This is a genomic window from Niastella vici, assembly GCF_002077945.1.
In the GTDB taxonomy this organism is placed as follows: Bacteria; Bacteroidota; Bacteroidia; order Chitinophagales; family Chitinophagaceae; genus Niastella; species Niastella vici.
The window spans coordinates 1-19,707 of record NZ_LVYD01000087.1 but is presented as its reverse complement, the minus strand read 5'-3'; the positions used below and the strand labels follow the sequence as shown (position 1 = coordinate 19,707).

Annotated in this window: 15 protein-coding genes and 1 pseudogene; 11 read left to right on the top strand and 5 right to left on the bottom strand. The window is 39.5% G+C overall.

Going from position 1 to position 19,707, the window contains the following annotated elements; genetic code table 11:
* Nucleotides 1-37 precede the first annotated feature (37 nt).
* The 9 genes from A3860_RS33895 to A3860_RS33855 all read left to right on the top strand — a co-directional run bounded on the left by A3860_RS33895 (nucleotide 38) and on the right by A3860_RS33855 (nucleotide 14,993).
* Nucleotides 38-1,255 carry a FecR family protein gene (locus tag A3860_RS33895; protein ID WP_158085446.1) on the top strand — a complete coding sequence of 406 codons (1,218 nt, stop codon included), beginning with the start codon at nucleotides 38-40 and terminating at the stop codon, nucleotides 1,253-1,255.
* Between the two features lie 35 nt (nucleotides 1,256-1,290).
* The gene (locus tag A3860_RS33890; RefSeq protein WP_081154967.1) at nucleotides 1,291-1,890 is read left to right on the top strand and encodes an RNA polymerase sigma factor; all 600 of its coding nucleotides are present in this window, start codon (nucleotides 1,291-1,293) and stop codon (nucleotides 1,888-1,890) included.
* 377 nt (nucleotides 1,891-2,267) lie between these two features.
* Complete coding sequence (locus A3860_RS33885; RefSeq protein ID WP_081154966.1) at nucleotides 2,268-5,687, top strand: SusC/RagA family TonB-linked outer membrane protein; 3,420 nt, start codon at nucleotides 2,268-2,270, stop codon at nucleotides 5,685-5,687.
* Nucleotides 5,688-5,720: 33 nt separating this feature from the next.
* The gene (locus tag A3860_RS33880; protein ID WP_081154965.1) at nucleotides 5,721-7,175 is read left to right on the top strand and encodes a RagB/SusD family nutrient uptake outer membrane protein; all 1,455 of its coding nucleotides are present in this window, start codon (nucleotides 5,721-5,723) and stop codon (nucleotides 7,173-7,175) included.
* Nucleotides 7,176-7,255: 80 nt separating this feature from the next.
* Nucleotides 7,256-8,674, top strand: a complete 1,419-nt coding sequence (locus A3860_RS33875; RefSeq protein WP_081154964.1) for a thioredoxin family protein — start codon at nucleotides 7,256-7,258, stop codon at nucleotides 8,672-8,674.
* A 233-nt stretch (nucleotides 8,675-8,907) separates the two neighbouring features.
* On the top strand, nucleotides 8,908-9,249 hold the full coding sequence (gene tnpA / locus A3860_RS33870; protein ID WP_081154963.1) for an IS66 family insertion sequence element accessory protein TnpA: 342 nt from the start codon (nucleotides 8,908-8,910) through the stop codon (nucleotides 9,247-9,249).
* Nucleotides 9,246-9,626 (top strand): IS66 family insertion sequence element accessory protein TnpB, encoded by a 381-nt coding sequence (gene tnpB, locus A3860_RS33865; RefSeq protein ID WP_081154962.1) that lies wholly within the window; start codon nucleotides 9,246-9,248, stop codon nucleotides 9,624-9,626. Before tnpA (A3860_RS33870) ends, tnpB (A3860_RS33865) begins: the two co-directional genes overlap by 4 nt.
* 262 nt (nucleotides 9,627-9,888) lie before the next feature.
* Complete coding sequence (tnpC, locus tag A3860_RS33860; protein ID WP_081154961.1) at nucleotides 9,889-11,226, top strand: IS66 family transposase; 1,338 nt, start codon at nucleotides 9,889-9,891, stop codon at nucleotides 11,224-11,226.
* Nucleotides 11,227-11,624: 398 nt separating this feature from the next.
* The gene (locus tag A3860_RS33855) at nucleotides 11,625-14,993 is read left to right on the top strand and encodes an amidohydrolase family protein (RefSeq protein WP_081154960.1); all 3,369 of its coding nucleotides are present in this window, start codon (nucleotides 11,625-11,627) and stop codon (nucleotides 14,991-14,993) included.
* A gap of 164 nt (nucleotides 14,994-15,157) precedes the next feature.
* Here the strand turns inward: A3860_RS33855 and A3860_RS42455 are convergent.
* The 4 genes and pseudogenes from A3860_RS42455 to tnpA (A3860_RS33830) form a co-directional block, all read right to left on the bottom strand.
* A pseudogene (locus tag A3860_RS42455) lies at nucleotides 15,158-15,661 on the bottom strand (IS256 family transposase); the annotation flags it as partial.
* Between the two features lie 145 nt (nucleotides 15,662-15,806).
* Entirely contained in the window at nucleotides 15,807-17,483 is a 1,677-nt protein-coding gene (gene tnpC, locus A3860_RS33840; RefSeq protein ID WP_081154958.1) for an IS66 family transposase, read from the bottom strand.
* Between the two features lie 96 nt (nucleotides 17,484-17,579).
* On the bottom strand, nucleotides 17,580-17,960 hold the full coding sequence (gene tnpB / locus A3860_RS33835) for an IS66 family insertion sequence element accessory protein TnpB (RefSeq protein ID WP_081154957.1): 381 nt from the start codon (nucleotides 17,958-17,960) through the stop codon (nucleotides 17,580-17,582).
* Nucleotides 17,957-18,301, bottom strand: a complete 345-nt coding sequence (gene tnpA, locus A3860_RS33830; RefSeq protein WP_081154956.1) for an IS66 family insertion sequence element accessory protein TnpA — start codon at nucleotides 18,299-18,301, stop codon at nucleotides 17,957-17,959. The genes tnpB (A3860_RS33835) and tnpA (A3860_RS33830) overlap by 4 nt, the downstream gene beginning before the upstream one ends.
* Nucleotides 18,302-18,408: 107 nt before the next feature.
* Between tnpA (A3860_RS33830) and tnpA (A3860_RS33825) the strand changes: the two genes are divergently transcribed.
* Entirely contained in the window at nucleotides 18,409-18,702 is a 294-nt protein-coding gene (tnpA, locus tag A3860_RS33825; RefSeq protein WP_158085445.1) for an IS66 family insertion sequence element accessory protein TnpA, read from the top strand.
* The gene (gene tnpB / locus A3860_RS33820; protein WP_081154954.1) at nucleotides 18,699-19,040 is read left to right on the top strand and encodes an IS66 family insertion sequence element accessory protein TnpB; all 342 of its coding nucleotides are present in this window, start codon (nucleotides 18,699-18,701) and stop codon (nucleotides 19,038-19,040) included. The genes tnpA (A3860_RS33825) and tnpB (A3860_RS33820) overlap by 4 nt, the downstream gene beginning before the upstream one ends.
* A 203-nt stretch (nucleotides 19,041-19,243) precedes the next feature.
* Here tnpB (A3860_RS33820) and A3860_RS33815 read toward each other — a convergent pair whose 3' ends face one another.
* Entirely contained in the window at nucleotides 19,244-19,519 is a 276-nt protein-coding gene (locus tag A3860_RS33815; protein WP_143774398.1) for a hypothetical protein, read from the bottom strand.
* Nucleotides 19,520-19,707 lie beyond the last annotated feature (188 nt).

The following is a 19,707-nucleotide window of genomic DNA, read 5'->3' as shown; positions in this document are numbered from 1 at the left end:
TTCTCGTGTCCAATCTTTATCGAAAAACTACAAGCGCATGCAAGACGAACATTTATTTATTGCCGGACTATTACAGAAATACCCTGACCTAAACCAGGAAGAGCAAGAACAATTAAACCGATGGTTAGAGCAAGGAAACAATAGGAACTATTTCAACCAGATTCTTGATAAAGGCATCCTGGAAGAAGATCTGCGACAATTAGATCAACTGAAAACAGAGAGCCGGCAAAGCTGGGAAAAGTTGCTGAGATTAAAGCAAGGCCAGGCAAAAGTTTTTCGATTGAAGAATAGCGTTTTCTATGCTGCGGCCGCCGCTGCTATAATAATTATCATTTCAAGTATTGTCTTTTTTAAGCTGAATCAAACTAAGAAGGAAAATGATCTGGTTGTGCAGGGAAGTAAGGTGCCAGTTGTAACAGATGTTAAGCCCGGGCAATACAAGGCAAGGCTAACGCTTGCAGATGGATCCAGTGTGGTGCTCGATAGTTTTTCCAATGCACGACTAGTACAACAGGGTAGTACAAACGTCTTTACTAAAGACGGGCAGTTGGTTTATCAACGACAAGGAAAGCAAAACGAAGAAGCTCTTTATAATACACTTACTACCGCTAAGGGAGAAACGTATGGAATGACGCTTTCGGATGGCAGCATGGTCTGGCTCAATTCGCAATCATCCATTCGATACCCAGTTGCCTTTAATAATGAGATAAGAAAAGTGGAAATAACAGGGGAAGCTTATTTTGAAGTCGCTACCGCTTATTCAATCTCTGGCAGCGGACAAAAAAGAAAACAACGATTTGTTGTTTCGCTAAATGGAGTGGATGTGGAAGTGTTAGGCACCAAATTCAATGTCAATAGTTACACCAATGAAAATACGGTGAAGACCACTTTGTTGGAAGGGAAAGTAAAAGTTCATTCAAGCACTAACAATACCGAAACCACCTTGCAGCCAGGCCAGCAGGCAACATGGAATAAACAATCACAACAGATCAATAAACTGGACGATGTAGATGTAGATGAAGCAGTCGCCTGGCATTATGGTTATTTTCAGTTTAATGACGCTGACCTGGAAACTGTTTTGAGGCAACTGGTTCGCTGGTATGATGTTGAAGTGGTTTACCAGGGTAACATTCCTCAGAGAGAATTTTGGGGCAAAATATCAAGGAAAAACACCTTGTCACAGGTCTTGGAAACTTTAGAAAAAAATAATGTTCATTTTAAGCTGGAAGGAAAAAGAATCGTTGTGGCACCGTGAGAAAGCTAATTTATTGAAATACCAATCTGGATTGTATGCTTAAGAACGAGGAAGCTTTTACTGTTCACTTGCGAATGCAAAGTTTTGAGCAGGTGTACCTGAAATTAAAGGGAGCTATTGAGCGATTTGCCTTTTACCTTACTGGTAAAAGACCGGATTCAGAAGACCTGGTACAGGAGGTATTCATTAAGTTATGGATCAATTGGCCGAAGATGCAAGCAATGAAGGAGAATGAACTGATGAATTATTTGTTTATCACCGTCCGCAACCACATCATCGATGAAATAAAGGAAAACAATCGGCCAAAAAGAAATAGAAGGATGTTTCTTGACGAGTATTCAAAAATTTATACCGGGTTTTACCTGCATGATGATGTACTGGTTAGGGAAGGATTAAGAATGCACCAAAGAGCCGTTGAACAACTGGCGAAAAAACAAAGGATTGTTTACCAATTTCATCAAAAGGATTACAGTGCAATGGAAATAGCCAGGATACTTAACCGGTCAAACAACACGGTGCAAAACCAGTTAACTACCGCTTATAAAAAAGTAAAAACTTATTTGAATAAAAGCTACGGTTGGGATTTACAAGAATCAGGGCGAAGGAGTTCCTGGAAACAGGTTTCGTTAAATTAGCCACGCAAGCATTTCAATCATGTAGCTAAAATTAAAATAATCTTATGCCTATGGATACATCATTTTGGTAATTGGTAAAAGAACTAAAAGTTGTTTACTCTGATGAGTATGAAGTAATGCAAAAAAGCATTGGTTTTACAGTTTAGGCGCTTTCGGCATTATCACCGTTTCCCATTATTCCGTAGTTATCCTTCCATGGCAAATAAAATTACGCCACCGCTCTCTATACTTGCCGTTAATCATTGAACCGCACCTACTAGCGTTAACGATTTTCTGCTACCAGCATGAAAAATAAAACCGGAGTGTTTACGTCACCCCGGTTACAGGTTAACCAAAAACAACGGTGAATTGTCAATTTTTAACCTCAAATCAAAGGTATGCAAGTATTTGCTACTCGCAAAGCCATTGCTATGGCTGTGCCAAAACTAACTATGCTTTTCACAAAATACCGCCATGCGGTAAGAGTCATGAAACTGACAGCGATTTTATTATTAGCAGCTTGTCTCCATGTAAGCGCCTGGGGAGTAAGCCAAACCATCACGCTATCCTTAAAGGATGCGCCTATACAGAAGGTGTTCAAAGAAATTGAACGCCAGACAGATTACACTTTCTTTGTCGAAAGGCAATGGTTGGAGAAGGCAAAAAAGGTGACCATTGTAGCAAATGGTTTGCCTCTTAACCAGGTGTTGGAATTATGCTTTAAGGACCAACCATTTTCCTACTCCATTTCGGGCAAGACAATCACCTTGGGGCCGAAAAAAGAAAAGGTTGATAAGGAGCAAAAGACATCAGCAATTCAAAACCCACTAATAGACATAAAAGGACGAGTGGTAAACGAAAATAATGATCCTGTGGATGGGGTGACTGTCACAGTAAAAGGAACTTCAATTGGAACAACCACAAACTCAAACGGTGAGTTTTTTTTAAAATCGGTTGAAGAAAACGCCACATTGGTTTTTTCAAGTGTCAATATGGAAGCCCACGAAGTTAAAGTAAGTGGAAAAAATTTTCTTGATGTTGCTTTACAGACTAAGATCACCTCAATGCAGGAGGTGGTTATAAATAAGGGGTACTATACTGAAAAGAAAAAATTTAGCACCGGAAATGTAAGTAAAGTAACCTCCAAAGAAATTGAACAACAACCAGTCTTAAACCCGCTTTTAGCTTTGCAGGGAAGAGTGCCGGGATTATTTATAACACAAGCTAGCGGAGTTCCTGGTGCTGGCGTTACAGTGCGTATTCAGGGATTGAATAGTATTGCTGGTGGAAGTGATCCATTGTATGTTATAGATGGCGTACCCTACCCATCCCAAATGCTTGCTACAACTGCAACAACTCAAGTGAGTGCTATTTTAGGCGGATCTGGTTCTTCATTTTATTCACCTGGGGGAAATGGTAATCCGTTAAGTTATATCAATCCATCGGATATTGAGAGTATAGAAGTGCTCAAAGATGCAGATGCTACTTCAATTTACGGCTCACGAGCTGCCAACGGTGCTATTTTAATTACTACTAAGAGCGGCAAAGTGGGACCCGCAAAGGTTGATATTAACCTGCAACAAGGCTGGGGCAAAGTGACAAGGAGTATGAATGTAATGAATACAGAGCAGTATGTGGAAATGCGAAAGGAAGCATTTGCGAATGATAACGTTTCTATAAGTCCTACGGGCTCCGATTACGACATTAATGGCTTGTGGGATCAAAACCGTAATACCGATTGGGTGAAAACATTGATCGGAGGAACTGCGAAATATACCAATATCAATAGTTCTGTTTCTGGGGGAAATGCCTCCATACAATATTTAGTGGGAGGAACTTATCAAAGGGAAACAACTGTTTTCCCTGGAAATTTTAGCGATCAAAAAGGAACTTTACATTTTAATATTAATTCCACATCTTCTAACAAAAAGTTCCGACTCGTTCTTACTGGAAGCTATATGGTAGATAATAATCAATTACCAAGGAATGATTACACTGGTTTAGCATATACTCTTCCTCCCAATGCTCCGGCATTATATAAAGATGATGGAACGCTAAATTGGGCGCCTAATCTTGTAGGAAATTCATCCTGGGATAATCCTCTTGCCCAGAAATATAAAATTTATCAAAACAAAACTGATAACTTAATTAGCAGTGCTATACTTAGCTATAATCTCTTAAAAGGGCTTGATATTAGTAGCCGCTTTGGATATACAAAATTAACGACTGATGAATTTGCTACAGATCTTACTCCATCACAGAGGCCTGAACGTCGCGCCAATTATAAAAGAAATGCAGTTTATTCAAATGGCGTAATCAAAATATTCAATATTGAACCACAAATAAACTATAAAAAGACTTTTGGGAAAGGAAATTTTGATGCTTTAATTGGTGCCACAATTCAGCAGAATAATAATGACGGCCAACGGATTACGGGTGTTGGATTCGCTACTGATGGATTAAGAGATTTGGCTTCAGCAACAACGATTGTCATTGGCGCAACTACTAATGCAGTGTATAAATATAGTGCGGCTTTCGGGAGATTAAATTATACCTGGAAAGATAAATATATTATAAATCTAACTGCTCGACGAGACGGTAGCAGTCGATTTGGTGATGAAAATAGGTTTCACAACTTCGCTTCAGCAGGAGCTGCATGGATATTTAGCGAAGAAAAATTCTTTCAAAAGAGTCTAAGATTTTTGAGTTTTGGTAAATTAAAAGCGAGCTATGGCACTACCGGAAATGATCAGATAGGGGACTACAGTTTTTTAGAAAGATATATTTCTAATAATCCTGCAGTACCTTATCAAGGAGGAAGTAGTATTAACACAAACCGTATTACTAATCCTTATCTACAATGGGAAGAAACACGTAAATTATCAGTTGGGCTAGATCTGAGCTTTATTAATGATAGAATTGCATTAAGTGCTGTATATGGACGTAACCGATCTTCGAATCAGCTTCTTTCTTATACATTACCCATTATTACAGGATTTTCAAGTATTGACAGAAATTTCCCCGCAACTGTTCAGAATACTACATGGGAACTCTCTGTCATCAGCACAAATTTAAAAGGAAAAACAATTGAATGGACTACCAACATCAATCTAACTATTCCTCGTAACAAACTTATTTCATTCCCCAACCTTGAGACTTCGAGCTATAAAAATAGTTTAGTCATTGGGCAACCAGTTTCAATCAACAAGGCGTCTATTTTCTTGGGAGTAGATCCAACTACCGGTCTCTATACATTTGCTGCTGCTAATGGGCTGGTTACAAATAACCCAGATATTCTTAATGATCCCACCAAATTGATAAACGTCGATCCGAAATTTTATGGCGGATTTCAAAACAATATACGGTACAAACAGTTCCATTTGGATGCTTTATTTCAATTTATTAGCCAAACCCAAAAGGATGCATATCGTTTTGGGATGGGTGCTCTTCCTCCTGGTATGGATAGAGTAAACCAACCTTTATCAGTGCTTAATCATTGGCAGAAACCAGGAGATAATACATCGGTTCAACTTTACAGTGAAAACTTTTCAAAAGCATATAATCCATATAACAAGGCAAACTTCAGTGATGCGGCTTATGTAAATGCATCATATATACGTTTGAAGAACATTTCTATCTCCTATGACCTGAGTAGCGGAGTAATGAAGAGACTTAGGATAAAGCATTGTAATATTTTCTTAGCAGGGCAGAACTTACTGACGATAACCAGCTTTGGAGGGATAGAACCGGAAACCCACTCATTCGTTTCACTCGCGCCACTAAAAATATATAGCGCAGGTCTGAAATTGAGTTTTTAAAAGCATTTATAACCTAATAAACGAAATCTTTATATGAGTAGGTCTTTAATTGCAGTGATTTTATTCACTTGGCTAACCATTTTAGATTGTGGTTGCAAAAAATTGGTGGACGTCAAAGCACCAAATAATGTAATAACTGCAAATAGTGTTTACAATTCTGATGTTACATCCATAGCAGTTTTAAATGGTCTATATACTCAAATGAGCACTAATAACTACGGTTCTACAGCAACGATACCTACTGTTTCTATGTGGGCCGGCCTATCAGCTGATGAACTCACGCTGTGGAAAGGAACGACATCCATAAGTCAAATTGCATACTATAAAAATGAACTTTCGGCAACTACGGCTGGAGGTGACTTTTGGATGAATATCTATCCCTATATTTATACGTGTAATGCAGCAATTGGTGGATTAGAAAGCTCGGTCTCTTTAACTCCAGCGGTAAAAAACCAGCTATTGGGTGAAGCTAAGTTTCTTCGTGCTTATTTTTATTTCTATTTGGTAAATCTATATGGTGATATCCCATTAGTACTTTCAACAGATTATAAAATTAATGCCTCATTATCGAGGACCCCAACGTCGGTCGTATATAATCAGATTACTGCTGATTTACAAGCCGCCCAGAATCTGTTGACTGACGGTTATGTAAAATCAGATGCTTTAACGCTCTATTCATCTTCCGCAGAAAGAGTAAGGCCATGTAAGGCTGCCGCAACAGCACTGTTAGCAAGAACTTATCTATATACAAGCAAGTGGACAGATGCTGAAGCACAAGCTACAGGAGTTATTAGCAATACCGCTGTTTACGATACAGTACCATTAAACAAAGTGTTTTTAAAAAACAGTAAGGAGGCAATTTGGCAGTTGCAACCGGTTACAACCGGGACAATTACTAATACTGCTGATGCTTATTCTTTCGTGCTGTCTGTTCCTCCTGTAGGGTTAAACTTTCAGCATCCTGTTTATCTTAGCGACACCCTCATAAATAGTTTTGAAACAGGCGACCAACGAAGAACAAATGGGAACTGGGTTAATGTTTATAATGATGTGACTGGAACCTATTACTACCCCTACAAGTATAAAAACGTTACTCAAGGTACTGGTGTTACTCCTACTGAATACACCATGCTTTTGCGTTTAGGGGAGCAATATCTTATCAGAGCTGAAGCAAGGGCACAGCAAGGTAATATAACAGGCGCACAATCCGATTTGAATGTCATTCGAAGACGTGCAGGCTTAAGTAATACGACAGCGAACGATAAGTCGTCTTTATTAGCCGCCATTTTAAATGAGCGACAAGTAGAGTTATTTACGGAATTGGGACATCGATGGTTGGATTTGAAGCGCACAGGAAAGGTAGATGTAGTTATGAATACAGTTACACGAATAAAAGGTGGAAATTGGAGTAGTTATAAACAATTGTATCCCGTTCAATTGAATGAGTTGCTTAATAATCCCTATATGATTCAAACAACAGGTTATTAAAAAATTAGGTGCATCAAGTGCAATTATATTAGTATGCACTATTGTCCTTTAATAGAATAATCATTGCAATATTCCTTTTGATGAGTATTGAAACAACAAGTAAACAAGAACAAATGATGTATATGATTCGGATCCTTGTTATGTCATCTCTTACTCTATTATTTTTTACAGTTGAAGCAAGGCTAAACAAAAACAATCAAAGTATTTCAAATGGTGGAATTCAATGGGTTTCTGGATTGACTTGGAATCAAATAATCAAACAAGCTCATGATCAGAACAAATACATTTTTATGGATTGTTTTGCTACATGGTGTCGACCTTGTAAGGTTATGGATAAACAGGTTTATCCCAATGATACTGTTGGACAATTGATGAAGTCAGGTTTTATATGTGTAAGGATGCAGATGGATTCAACCAAAAATGATGACGAGGAAACTAAGAAATGGTACTCAGTCGTAAAAACATTTGAGAAAGAATACTCAGTTAATGCCATGCCAACTTTTTTAATCTTTGCACCAAACGGTAAAATCGTTCATAAAGATGTTGGAGGTAAAAATGTAAAACAGTTTATTGCTCTGATAGAAGATGCTACCGATACAACTAAACAGTATTATAGGCTAGTGGAGCAATACAATAAAAGTAAATTGAAATATGCACAAATGCCTGCCTTGGCTCAAATGGCACGTTCTGTTGGGGAGAAAGAACTATCGATACGAATAATGCGGACTTATATGACAGAATACTTGGACAAAGATCAGCAAAACTATTTTAGAAAAGAAAACCAGCGTTTTATTTGTGATTTCTCGTCTGAGATTCTTCGGTCAGATGACAAATTATTTCTTTTATATCTGCAGCAGTCAAAAAAAATGGATTCGCTTTTTGGGAAGCCTGGTTATTCACAGCAGATAGTAGACTATGTCATAACTAAAGAAGAGATAATCCCGGCCATCAATGGAATAAAAAGTGACAACGAACTTGTTTGGCAGAAAATTTCAGACCAAATTCAGGTAAAATACAGTCGCAATTATGCAGAAAGGACGGTGCTAAATGAACGGATTAATTTTTATAAATCAAGAAAGGATTGGCAGAACTATGCCAAATATTTGGTGCAAAAAGTGCAAATGGAAAAACAGCAAGGATTATCAAGTTATAATAGTGCTTCTTTTCTAAATGATTATGCTTGGGAAATATTTTTATACAGTAATAGCAAAGCCGATTTAAAGAAGGCCTTGGAATGGTCATCTCATTCTCTCCAATTGATTGACTCATCTTCTTTTAATGTAGGTCCCAATATGGATACCAGGGCAAATCTGTTATACAAATTGGGAAAAAGCAAGGCTGCAATTAAACAAGAGGAAGATGCCCTCGAAAGAATAATTTCAGACTCTAAAAGATATAGCTTTCTTAAAGCTTCAATAGATGGGTATAAAAAAATATTACAAAATATGAAGGAGGGAGTGCCTACTTATTTAGAACAAGGGGCAATTTGGGGTCTATAAGGTTAGTGAGATTTTTATATGCTAAGCCCGATACTTTGTTTCATACAATTTGGAAAAGCAAAAGATTTCGGTCTTTTTTAAGTTAAGCTTTTAACGGAGCTCAGGTCAAAAGAATGCTAGGAGTATAGCGCTAATGCCTGTAGCGGCCTTTCCGTTAGTAAACGCCCGAGCAACTACAAGTCCAAATAATTGCTATTAAAGAATAGCTTCGCTCTTTGACATATTGGCTTATTATGGAACAAATTCAGCAAATGGCTGGTAGCAAGTCAATCGTGCGCCGGTCAGAAGAAGAAATACAACGGCTCTTGAATGAACAGGAGCAAAGCGGGCTCACGGTAAAGGAGTATTGCGAGATGTATGATTTAGTAGAACAGACGTTCTATGGTTGGCTAAAGCGTTACCGGAGTAAGGGTGCGGAGGAACCAAAAGATCTTCCTGTAGCACCAGGGGGCTTTGCCAGCATAGAAATAGTTCCTACACTGATTCATGGCCATCCGCAACTTTTTGCGGAAGTTGGGAATATAAAGCTCTATAAAGAGGTGTCTGCTGAATATTTAAAAGCACTTGTATCATGAGTAAGCTGTTAGCCATCCGCGATACGGTCAACTATTACCTGTACCGCAAGCCGGTGAAGATGAGCCGCAGTTTTGATGGATTAGCGGCCCTGATCTGGACAGAGCTGGATAAGGACATTATCACTGGAGATGTGTTTATCTTTCTTAACCGGAGTCGTACTATGATAAAGGTGTTTGTTTATGAGCAGAAGGGTTTTAGTATTTTCTATCGAAGATTGGATGAAGGCTCCTTCCAACTGCCGGCCATCGTTGGTGATCAGGCTAGCTACAGGATGAGTGCCGAACAGATCATGTATATGCTGAGTGGTATGACCTTGGAAGAGGGTGGATATGTGAAAGCTGATAAGTATGAGCCATTGCTTGGTTCATCAATGTGACTACTAATATATGTGAATAACTTAAATAATATATCGTTTAGTCGTCACGTATTGTTGAGTTGTTTTTAAATAGAACAACATCAACAATACTCGCTTTGCATATTACACCCGAACATCAGGAACTACAGGAAAAATACCAGAAGCTGGTACTACGGGTGTATCAACATAATCAAATTGTTAAAGCCAAAGATGAGGCTATAGAACAATTAAAAGCGCAAATCACTCCACTTAAGACTGCCTGTGAAGAGTTCGCCTCCCTGGCGTGCGAATTAAAGGAACAGGTCACTTCTCTGTTAGAGATTATCAAAAGTTCAAATCGGAAAGAAAGAAGCATCCGGGCCGGAACGAAATACCTGCTCACATTGAGCGAAAGTATATCGACATGTATCCTGATAATCTTCCTGAAGATGCTGAGCATTTTGATACGATCGAAACTGAACAATTGGAGTACGATCCGGCCAAATTGTTTGCTACTGTTTATAGAAGATATAAGTATAAACAAAGTAAACCGGATGGGTCCACCGAGTTCTTCATTGCCAATCTTCCCGAAGAAAAGGATAAAAGCCTTGCCGCTCCTTCCCTCAAAGCACATGCAACAACTGAAAAGTACATGTGGCACATGCCGATCTACCGACAAATGCAAAAGTTCTCTCAGCATGGTATTATTCTCTCTGAGAACACGATCGGCGACTGGATCAATGGTGCTTGCCGCAGTCTTGCAGCCACCTACGATGCATTACGAACTAACATTGTGAAGGCTGCATCGGGTTACATGATGTCCGATGAGACACCTTTCACGGTACTCGACACAGAGAAGGGAAAAGGGAAGAAAAGTCATTTCGGCTACATGTGGTCCTATTGTAATCCGGTCGACAAATTGGTGTTTTTTGAATATCAACGGGGCAGGGGTAATAAACACGCCAGGCCGGTTTTACAAGATTTTAAAGGTTATCTCCATACAGACGGCTACAATGTTTATAAGCATTACGGAAGCCTTCAAGGTGTAACACACGTCAATTGTAATGCGCATGCCTGCCGAAAATTCCACGAAGCAAAGTTCACAGATAAAAAGCGAGCTGAACATGCCTTAATGCTGTATAGCAAATTATACGGAATTGAGAGCTACTGCAGAGAACAAAACTTCAGCTTTGATCAACGCAAAGAAATCCGCCAGGAAAAATCGGTTCCAATCTTGGATGAGTTAGCAGCTTGGGTGCGAGATGAGATTCCCAGGTTAACCACCCTTCGAAGTCCGATTGGCAAAGCACTGGCTTATTTTTCTGAGCGGGAAAAGCAACTCGGCATGTACCTGCATGATGGTATGCTGCTAATGGATACTAATCTTATCGAGAACACCATCCGGCCGATAGCGCTTGGCCGAAATAACTTTCTGTTCGCCGGATCTCACGATGCTGCTCAAAACGCCGCCATTATATATTCTTTGTTTGCGACCTGCAAATTGCATGATGTAAATGCATATGAATGGCTTAAGTATGTGCTCACAGCCATGCCTACGTTCCCATCAAGCCGGATCAAAGAGCTGCTTCCGCAGAATTGGTCCCAGGTCCTTGTTGAAAGGGAACTCGTTGCTGAACCATAATTACCAATATTAAAAAATTAAACTGTTGAGCTTTTGGGCAATGCCCAGCAACCCTGCAGTTTGTGGTTATCTGGATTAAAAATAAATTTTTACCAAATATAGCCGGCCAGTATAGCTTAATACCTGTGGTTGGCCGGGTGATTACGTTCCGTTACATATAAAACTACATTTTGCTTGATAGGTTTAAAATATTAACTTTAAGGATAAGCTAAGACAGTTGCATTTTTTTAAATGCTATCCTTCAATCTCCATATTATTTGCAGCGAAAAGCCATTGTTTCCCTATAACACTTCCATTTAAACCATTTCAGATGTTGTACAATCATTTTTGTTGCTTTGAAGCTTTTCTAAAATATGGAAAATATTGTTATTAATTAAAATGTCGTATTAACTTATTTTATGAAATATCTATTTGCTTTTTTTTTGATCTTAAATTTAACCTACTCGAAGGGACAGAAACTCATGGTCAATAGTATTCCTCGTCCATTTAAAGGTGTACAAACTCAAAAACAGCTTATAACAGATAATTTTTATTCGAAAGACTATTCATTACTTCCCGTTAAACCTAAACGAACATTTACACTTACGACGAATGAAGGATCTTCAATGGATGTGGATGTTTCACCTGATGGAAATAATATCCTTTTCACCTTATTGGGAGAACTATTTCTGATTTCTTCAAAGGGAGGAGAAGCCATTCAGCTTAGCCGGGGAATGGCTATTAACACTTATCCTGTTTGGTCTCCTAACGGTAAATTAATAGCCTATGTAACTGATGGCTCTGGTGAGAAACATGTGCATGTGAGAGACTTGTCTGGAAAGTATCACAAAATATTGGGTAGAAATGAGGTGGGATTGTGGTTTGATTGGTTCCCGCCGTCTGAAAGAAAAGTTGAACCGATATGGTTACCTGAAGGTGAAAACATCGTATCTGATTTGAATGTTTACCATTTATCTGGCTTTAAAAAAAAATTGCCAGATGCGCTAATAAGGACCAATAGCACATACCTTTCTCCCGAATTTAATTATAACACCATAATTGGATTTACAAATGATCGAAGATACATTTTTTTTGAGGACAATGAAACAATCAAGCGATATGATCGGAAAAGGAGTATTGATACTGTTATAATCAAAAATAGAAAGGACGACCCCGAGAATATCCTAAGCCGTGAAAATAATGTCCGGGTATCTCCGAATGGACATTGGCTTACATATATAAAGAAGTCAAAAAATACCTGTAGTAGCGATAGCTTAGTGCTTTATGATATAAATGATAGTACAAGGAAGTCACTGGTTTCTGTTCAAACTAAAAATTCGGGGAGAATTTACGAACGGCATTATTCTTTTTCATCCGACTCAAAGTATATTTACATAGGATTTGGGGGTAAAATTCATCGAATAGACGTACAAAGCAAACGGGATGATGTTATTAATTTCAATGCGACTGTAAAAGTTGATATGGCTCCGCTTGTCCGAAATAATTTCCCGCTCTCGCAGGATTCACTCGAAGTTAAGTATACTCGTTCGGCTAATGCAAATCCCAATGGCACCAAATTGGTTTTTTCGGCACTTGGAAGTATATATATTCAAGATTTACCAACTGGAATACCAGTAAAATTTGTAAATCAATCAGGCCTACAATTCCATCCTATTTTCTCTCCTGATGGGCAGTGGATCGCTTATGTGAGTGAAGATGATTATGATGGCAATGGCAATGTTTGGCGAGTTTCAGTTTCGGGGGGAGAGCCACAGAAAGTCAGTTCGGTTGCTGGTCACTATTGTAATCCTGCCTGGTCACCAGACGGGAAATACATTGTTGTTGTCAGAGGGGATGGTTCCGTAGGAGAACTGTCAAACGGAGACAGGGCACAAATTCAAATTTTGTCCGTAAATGATGGCGGTATGAAAGTATTGGCAGATAAAGTTCCGTTTTATAACATGCCTTCTTTTTCACCTGACGGCCATAAAATATTTTTTGTACCCAAACAAGAAGGATTAGGAGTTCGATTAAAAAGTGACCCAAAATTTGTTTATGTTGATTTGAATGATACCGGGTATACTCAAAGAGTACTGGCCTCGGGAGGAACTCTTAGTGGAACTGGAGTTGACACTTACTCAAAGCAAATGATCATTTCTCCAGATGAACAGTACTTAATTTATACTGATGCTGATGATCTTTGTTTAGTACCTTTTGCAAATTTAGGTTACCCAATACTCATTCACGATACGATTTATGGAAGTGAAAACGGTAGACTCCCTGCTATCAGGCTCGTAAGGGGAGCCTATGACCCTCATTGGGAAAATGGAGGTAAGATATTAAGCTGGTCTTTCGGAAACAAGTATTATCGTGCTAATGTCGCAAAGATTATTGAAGCTTGTTTGCAGACAGATCTTGAAAATACCCCGAAAGATACCCGACTAGCCTTTGTGCCTACAAATGTGATTGACGTACCTATTATCGCTGATCAAGAAATTCCTATTCATTTGAAAGAACCCCTATACCATGGGCGCGGAACTATCGCATTGAAAAATGCAAGGATTGTTACTATGGGTGCCGCCAAGGTGATTGAAAAAGGAATAGCTTTGATTAGGGATGGAAGGCTAATCGCCGTTGGTGAAAATCGCAACGTAAAAATACCTGCAGATGCGAAGGTGTTAGATTTCGAAGGGAAAACAATTATACCGGGACTAATAGATATTCATACACATGCAGCGCCAAGATCAGACATGTTTCCTCTTCTTCATGATCCTTGGCTGGCTCTTTTTGCTTACGGTGTAACAACAATACGTGATCCTGCGGGTAGCATCAATGAACTTGGTTTTGCAGAATTAACGGAAACAGGGAAAACAACTGGTCCCAGAGTATTTAGTGTTGGCCACGCAATTTATATAGCTACAGATCAAAGAAATGTTACAAGTTTAAATAGTGCCCAGATTTTAGTGAATAACTTGGAACGTCTTGGAGCGATTGGAATAAAGCAATACACGCTTCCTACCCGACTTCAGAAACAATGGTTGTTGATGGCTTCCCAACAGGCAAAAGTTAACATGACGAATGAGGGCGGGCGTCTTCCCTTAGAATATATTGGCATGATCAAAGATGGAAGTCCTGGTGTAGAGCATATACCGGTATTTGGGGATGCATATAAAGATTTAATTGGCTTTCTTGCAGCTTCAGGAACTTATATCACGCCAACACTGCAAGTGGCGTGGGGTAAGCATAATGAACAAGCATGTGAATATTTCAGAAGACAATATTTGTTACCCACTCCTAAAATGAAAGCTATCATGAGTGATGCCAGTTATCAACAATTACAAAAAAAGTACATAAGGTTTTACAGTAATCTGGATTCAATTGCTCCTTTACAATGTAGTGGGTTGCTTGAAAATTTTAAACTTGTTGCATCTATTCGCAAAGCAGGAGGAAAGATTGCGTTAGGTAGCCATACCGAAGATTTAGGAATAGGCGCTCACTTTGAGTTATGGGCTTTACAAATGGGCGGGCTTTCCAATTATGAAGCCTTGCAAATTGCCACTATTGAATCTGCCAAAGCATTAGGTATGGAAAAGGATCTCGGTTCAATTGATGTTGGAAAAGTTGCTGATTTAGTTATCCTTGATAAAAATCCATTGGAGGACATACATAACAGCATATCGATAAAATATGTGATGAAGGATGGAGTATTGTATGATGGAAATACACTTGATATGATATGGCCTATTAAGAAAAAGCTAAGAATATTGTCATCGAATGACGTTAATTGAATTTAACTGATGGAAAAATGCAAGACTGAAATAATAAGAGGAACTGCCAACTAATTAATGGAGAATCCATTCAGAAAGAGAAGACGGAGTACGCATAAAATGCCCCGTTCTTTAAAACTTTAGAGAGTATAAAATAATTTGTGTGAAACAGAAAGTAACCGATATCAGAGGCGGCATCTGTTTTCAAAGATAGTTAAGAATTGATGGAGTATGTATCCCCCAATTTTGGAGGGTCATGCTCTATTTCTTTTTGATATTGGTAATGGCCAGGTAAATTGCTTTTAATGCATTGTCATCCGGGAACTGCACCTTGGCCTCAGTATACTTGCGGATACCCCGGTTCAGGTTTTCAATGGTGTTGGTGGTGTAAATGATTTTTCTAATCTCCAGGGGAAAATCAAAATAACTGGTCAGGTTGTCCCAGTTAGCCCGCCAGGATCCGAGAACATGCTTGTACTTTGTTCCCCATGTTTTATAAAATTCCTCAAGCGCAGTTTCTGCCTGCTGGCGGGTTACATCGCTATAGATATTTTAAGATCAGCACAAAAAGCTTTACGGTCCTTCCAGATCACATATTTGCAGCTATTACGGATTTGGTGAACAATGCACAACTGGGTTACAGCAATCGGGAAAACGCCTTTAATGGCGTCTGTAAGTAAACCTCTAACCTGTACCGTGACTGAAAATTGCTATTGGTCCTTTAAGTTTGCTGCCCACAAAAAATAATATTATTGGTAAAGGCCCGGGGAACGACAGGTATAAAAATTCAACTCCGGGTCGCGTGAGCGAAGGAATATTTCATTTCAGATATGATTATGGCTCAATAGTAGAGCCCTTCCAGTTTTGAGGTAGCAGCTCTTTTATTCTGCTCGCTGGGAAGGTAGGCATAGCAGTAAGCACGTACTTCAGCCAGTCATAAGCATTAACGTCATGCAGCTTACAGGTGGCTAGCAGTGAGTATATAATAGCAGCGTTTTGTGCAGCGTCATGGGAGCCGGCAAAGAGGAAGTTGTTTCGGCCTAATGCGATAGGCCGGATGGCGTTCTCGATAAGATTAGTATCCATGAGTAGCATACCGTCATGCAGGAACATACCGAGTTGCTTTTCTCTTTCAGAAAAGTAAGCCAGTGCTTTGCCTATCGGACTTCGTAGTGTTGTTAACCTGGGTATCTGTTCCTTTACCCAGTCAGCCAACTCCTCAAAGATTGGGACTGATTTCTCCCTGCGTATTTTCAATCGTTGATCGAAGCTGAGGTTTTGTTCTTTGCAATAACTTTCGATACCGTATAGCTTGCTATACAGCATTAATGCGTGTTCTGCTCTGTTTTTATCAGTCAATTTTGCTTCATGGAATTTTCTTCTGGCGTGTGCATTACAACAGACATGGGTTACTCCTGGTTGGCTCCCAAAATGCTTATACACGCTAAAACCATCACTATGCAGATAGCCTCTATAGTTCTGCAATACAGGTCTGGCATCTTTATTTCCTCTTCCTTTATGATATTCAAAGATAACCAGCCGATCTATAGGGTTGCAATAACTCCACATCCACCCCAGATGTGATTTTTTACCTTTTACTTTCTCACTATCAAGAACATCTATCCTCGTTTCATCAGCCATCATGTAACCGCAGGCAGGCTTAACGATATTTTCCCGCAGGGCATCGTAGATAGCTGTAAGGCTACGACAGGATCCGTTGATCCAATCACCTATTGTATTTTCAGATAAGATAATTCCGCTTTGAGCAAATTTCTGCATTTGCCGGTGGATCGGCATGTGCCACAGGAACTTCTCTGTTGTTACGTGGGCTTTCAGTGAAGGTGCGGCCAGGCTTTTATCCTTTTCTTCAGGCAGACTGGCTATGAAGAACTCCGTAGAACCGTTTGGAGTGCTGCGCTTATACTTGTATCTGCGATAAACGGTCGCAAACAACCGGGCCGGATCGTATTCCAACTGTTCAGTTTCTATTGTATCAAAATGCTCGGCATCATCGGGCAAATTTTCCGGATGCATGTCAATGTATTTACGCTCTATATGGGCCGGTATTTCGTTTCGGCCTGGATGCTTCTTCTTTTCAGATTTTAATTTTGTGTAGGATTCTATCTTTTGACCATCGTTGATATTGCATACGTCTACAACGTCGGCATTTATATCTAATTGAAGTTGACCAGGTATAATGGCAGAAGATCTTTCACTGCTGCGGCTGTAAACCAATTTGGTTAGCTGCTGATACTGGTATTCGATCAGTTCTAATTTTTGAAGCCGTTTGTCCTTTTCCTTAATGATTTTAAGCAGCGAGGCATTTTCTTCTCTTTGTAGCTTGACTTCTGCTATCAGTTGTTCTACAGCATTTTTTAGTGGAGTAATTTCATTTTTCAGCTGCTGTATAACTTCGTCTTTTTGCTTAATGATGGCATCGAACTGCATGCTTCTGAATAGCAGTTGCTGGTATTTATCTTGTAGTGCCTGATGTTCTGGTGTAATAAGCAAAAGACGCGTTGTTGATGGTTGATTATATATAAACAAGCATACAACTACGTTTGACTATTGTAGATATCAATTTAGTTTTTCACATATGTGAGTTACTCAAGCTTGAGCGCCTAGCAATGGTTCATATTTACCAGATTTAATATAACCGCCGGCTTCCAGGATCATGCCGCTGAGCATCGACATGATTTGCTCAGTACTCATTTTATAACCTACCTGGTCACTGGTAATGGCTGGCAACACAAAAGAGCCTTCGTCAAGCCTCCTGTAGAATATGCTGAAGCCTTTCTTTTCATACACCAGCACCTTTATCATAGTTCGATTACGGTTCAGAAATATAAACACGTCCCCGTTGACGATATCTCTATCCAGCTCTGTTCGAACTAGTGCCGCCAGGCTATCAAATGACTTAGACATCTTGACCGGTTTGCGATACAAATAGTAATTCACGGTTTCCTGAACCGAAAACAGCTTACTCATGACAACAGCGCTTTTAAATATTCGACTGGTACTTCTTTATAAATCCGGAGATTGCCTATTTCGGCAAAAAGAGATGATCGCAAATGGAGGCCATTGTCCTGGACCACTTCTATTTTTTCAAAACCAGCCTTTGCTGCCTGGTTTCTTTTACGCCGTTTCACCTTCCGACCGCGATACTTTTTGGTCCACCGGTAAAAGTTCTTTTCACTCATGCCGTTAGCTTCGCAATAAGCTTTTATGGTAAGACCGCTTTGGGCCTGATCGTTCAGGCACTTCTCTATTTGCTCAGCTGATCGGTATGTGCGCTTCTTTTTATGCGCCTCTTGTTGGTTTTGTTCCATATTCAACCATTTTTCAAAGAGCGTAAAGCTATACCTTAATAGCTTTCATTAGGAGGGGTAGTTCCTCGGGCGCTTACATATTATTGGAGCAAACAGAAAAGCAGCCATTGACAGGCAAACGCACCAAGGAACAAATTCTTCAGATAGTAGCCGAATATGAAAAGGCTCTCGGCCTGACGGTAAAAGAATTCTGCAGGAAAAAGGGAATCAGTGAAAGTACTTTTTATAGTTTTCGAAGCCGTTATGGGTTCAAAAATCAGACAAAGGATAAATCAGGCGGTTTTATCGCCATTACAACCCCTATGCTGAAAGATTCAACCAATACACTGTTTGCAGAAGTGAATGGCATCAAAATCTACCAGGCAGTGCCGGCCGATTATCTTAAAGCCCTTGCATCATGAGTGCCATAGCATTACTGACCGATCATCACCGGTACTTTTTGTATTCCGGTTTTGTGAATATGAGCCAATCATTAGACGGCCTATGTGGCATCGTTCGTAATGAACTGGGCAGAACGGTAAACGACAAAGAAGTATTTATCTTTCTCAATAAGCGATGCACCCATATCAAGCTGTTATTGGCAGAGGCAGACGGATATACATTATTTTACCACCTGTTACATAAGGGCCGTTTTAATGTACCGGCTGCAGATGATACCGGCGCCATACAATTAAATGCTCAGGAGCTGCTATTTTTACTTTCCGGCCTTGCCTGGCAGCGATCAGGAAAAAGAGTGTAGTTATGCATATTTTGAGTGTCCAAAATCCACTGGCTACGTATAATTGCAGTCTGCTTTTTAAAATAAAAATCGACGCCGGTTTATCCACAAAAAACTTACCGGGCCGTGGAAATATCCCCTTCTTAAATCAGGCTAAAAACGGGGCCAATTTTGGCCGCCGTCCCGGGCAGGTTCCACTTCGTTCGGCTTCGCTACGCTCCGCCTCACTTCGCTGGTTCTACCAATACCTTTACTGAATAAGGACATGCATTTAAGCAACTGGACCTACCAGGATCTGTAGTTGTAACGGTAGCATTTGCAATTGAAATTCCAGTATCATCTAATGTATACGTATTTGTGGGGTCATCTATAAGGCATCTGTTTTGAATTGAATCGCATATATAAAGGTGAGAGTTTCCAAGTCTTGCTTTAAATGCAAGTGCACCACCAACGACTGCTAAAACTGTAATAGCAGTCAACATGATTTTTACCTTTTTCATAACGATCATGCTTTTTAGTTAAAAAGCTAACTTTTTGTTTGTAAATAATGCCTATTCTTTTTTATAGTGATTTTCAGCTTTGACACTTGTAATGAAGAATACGGTTAAAAAAGGGAGAACGGAGTGAATATAGCACACCCCGTTCTTTCAAGAACTAGCAATATCGACAGGACGTTGTTTAATATCAT

What these genes read in the sequence shown, in the direction of transcription:
- tnpB (WP_081154962.1), top strand. Translation starts at nt 9,246, where the DNA reads ATGAGTAAGCTGTTAGCCATCCGCGATACGGTCAACTATTACCTGTAC.
- tnpB (WP_081154957.1), bottom strand. Translation starts at nt 17,960, where the DNA reads ATGAGTAAGCTGTTTTCGGTTCAGGAAACCGTGAATTACTATTTGTAT.
- tnpA (WP_081154963.1), top strand. Translation starts at nt 8,908, where the DNA reads ATGGAACAAATTCAGCAAATGGCTGGTAGCAAGTCAATCGTGCGCCGG.
- A3860_RS33855 (WP_081154960.1), top strand. Translation starts at nt 11,625, where the DNA reads ATGAAATATCTATTTGCTTTTTTTTTGATCTTAAATTTAACCTACTCG.
- A3860_RS33815 (WP_143774398.1), bottom strand. Translation starts at nt 19,519, where the DNA reads ATGAAAAAGGTAAAAATCATGTTGACTGCTATTACAGTTTTAGCAGTC.
- A3860_RS33875 (WP_081154964.1), top strand. Translation starts at nt 7,256, where the DNA reads ATGAGTATTGAAACAACAAGTAAACAAGAACAAATGATGTATATGATT.
- A3860_RS33880 (WP_081154965.1), top strand. Translation starts at nt 5,721, where the DNA reads ATGAGTAGGTCTTTAATTGCAGTGATTTTATTCACTTGGCTAACCATT.
- A3860_RS33890 (WP_081154967.1), top strand. Translation starts at nt 1,291, where the DNA reads ATGCTTAAGAACGAGGAAGCTTTTACTGTTCACTTGCGAATGCAAAGT.
- A3860_RS33895 (WP_158085446.1), top strand. Translation starts at nt 38, where the DNA reads ATGCAAGACGAACATTTATTTATTGCCGGACTATTACAGAAATACCCT.
- A3860_RS33885 (WP_081154966.1), top strand. Translation starts at nt 2,268, where the DNA reads ATGCAAGTATTTGCTACTCGCAAAGCCATTGCTATGGCTGTGCCAAAA.
- tnpB (WP_081154954.1), top strand. Translation starts at nt 18,699, where the DNA reads ATGAGTGCCATAGCATTACTGACCGATCATCACCGGTACTTTTTGTAT.
- tnpA (WP_081154956.1), bottom strand. Translation starts at nt 18,301, where the DNA reads ATGGAACAAAACCAACAAGAGGCGCATAAAAAGAAGCGCACATACCGA.